This is a genomic window from Acidovorax sp. KPB24-07 (genome assembly GCF_057543315.1).
The window spans coordinates 1-1,991 of sequence record NZ_BAAJYS010000517.1 but is presented as its reverse complement, the minus strand read 5'-3'; the positions used below and the strand labels follow the sequence as shown (position 1 = coordinate 1,991).

Sequence of the window (1,991 nt, the reverse complement as noted above, 5' to 3'; positions counted from 1 at the left end):
GCGGCGGCCTTCTTGGCGGCCGGTGCTGCGGCAGGCTTCTTGGCAGCAGGTGCGGCCGAGGTCTTCTTCGCCGACGTCACGGCCTTCTTGGTCGCGGTCGCTGGCTTGGCGCTGGCCTTCTTGGCCGTCGGTGCAGCGGCCTTCTTGGCCGGTGCAGCCGACTTCTTCACGGCCGTTGCCTTCTTCGCTGGCGCTGCGGCTTTCTTGGCCGGAGCAGCGGCCTTCTTGGCCGGTGCTGCTGCCTTCTTCGCAGCCGTCACCTTCTTGGCGGGGGCGGCGGCCTTCTTGGCGGGCGCTGCCTTCTTCGCTGGAGCGGCGGCCTTCTTGGCCGGTGCTGCTGCCTTCTTCGCAGCCGTTACCTTCTTGGCGGGGGCGGCGGCCTTCTTGGCGGGCGCTGCCTTCTTCGCCGGAGCGGCGGCCTTCTTCGCTACCACAGCCTTCTTGGCGGGGGCGGCGGCTTTCTTCGCGGGTGCTGCCTTCTTGGCGGCGGTCTTTTTCGCAGTTGCCATCATTTTCTCCTTGGGTCAATTTGCAAAGAGCACTCCACGCCTGCATTGGACATGGAGCGATCCATGGCGATGGGACGAGTCCCATCGCCATGAACACGGGAACGCCCCGCGCGGCAGGGCTTTGCAGCGCTGCCGGTGAGGGACGTGGAATGAAAATGCATGGCCTGGAATGTGTCGGGAGGCTAATCCCAGGACAGTGCACCGCCGGACTGGTACTCGATGACGCGGGTCTCGAAGAAGTTGCGCTCCTTCTTGAGGTCGATCATCTCGCTCATCCAGGGGAAGGGGTTTTCTTCGTTGGGGAACAGCGCCTCCAGGCCGATCTGCGTGGCGCGGCGGTTGGAGATGTAGCGCAGGTAGCCCTTGAACATGGAGGCGTTCATGCCCAGCACGCCGCGTGGCATGGTGTCTTCGGCGTACTGGTACTCGAGCTCGACGGCCTTCATGAACAGGCCATTGATCTCTTCCTTGAACTCCGCGGTCCACAGGTGCGGGTTCTCCAGCTTGAGCTGGTTGATCAGGTCGATGCCGAAGTTGCAGTGCATCGATTCGTCGCGCAGGATGTACTGGTACTGCTCGGCGGCACCGGTCATCTTGTTCTGGCGGCCGAGCGCGAGGATCTGCGTGAAGCCGACGTAGAAGAACAGGCCTTCCATCAGGCAGGCGAAAACGATCAGCGACTTGAGCAGCGTCTGGTCGGTCTCGGGCGTGCCGGTCTTGAAGTTGGGGTCCATGATCGCCTCGATGAAGGGGATCAGGAACTCGTCCTTGTTGCGGATGGAGGCGACTTCGTTGTACGCGTTGAAGATCTCGCTCTCGTCGAGGCCGAGCGATTCGACGATGTACTGGTAGGCGTGCGTGTGGATCGCTTCCTCGAAGGCCTGGCGCAGCAGGAACTGGCGGCATTCGGGCGCGGTGATGTGGCGGTACGTGCCCAGCACGATGTTGTTGGCGGCCAGCGAATCGGCGGTCACGAAGAAGCCGAGGTTGCGCTTGATGATGCGGCGCTCGTCTTCGGTCAGGCCGTTCGGGTCTTTCCACAACGCGATGTCGCGCGTCATGTTCACCTCTTGCGGCATCCAGTGGTTGGCGCAGGTGGCGAGGTATTTTTCCCAGGCCCACTTGTACTTGAAGGGCACCAGTTGATTGACGTCGGTCTGGCCGTTGATGATGCGCTTGTCGGCGGCATTCACGCGGCGGTGCACGGTGTCGGCGGGCGGGGCAGAGGGGGTGGGCGTGCTGCCGGCGGGCAGGCTTTCGGCGGGTGCCGCAGCGGCTTGCGAAAGCGCGGACGGCGACTCCGCCGGGCGGTTGTTTTGCAGACCGCCGTCCAAGAGTTTCTGCGATGAGGGCTTGACTTCTTCGTCCCAGGTCAGCATAGGTTTTCCAATGGTCGGATTATGAAAGCAGCGCTGCAAAATTAAAAGCGCTGGAGCGTGATGCAGCCATGTTTTTGTTGCTTCACTGCACATGCGCGGCACC

2 protein-coding genes are annotated in these 1,991 nt (G+C 62.8%); both read right to left on the bottom strand.

Annotation, left to right across the window (positions count from 1 at the left end):
* Window positions 1-509, bottom strand: a 509-nt coding sequence (locus AC27IQ_RS23325) for a hypothetical protein (RefSeq protein WP_487090973.1), incomplete at its 3' end; no start/stop codon positions are given.
* Between the two features lie 182 nt (window positions 510-691).
* On the bottom strand, window positions 692-1,888 hold the full coding sequence (locus tag AC27IQ_RS23320) for a ribonucleotide-diphosphate reductase subunit beta (protein ID WP_487090972.1): 1,197 nt from the start codon (window positions 1,886-1,888) through the stop codon (window positions 692-694).
* Between the last annotated feature and the right edge of the window lie 103 nt (window positions 1,889-1,991).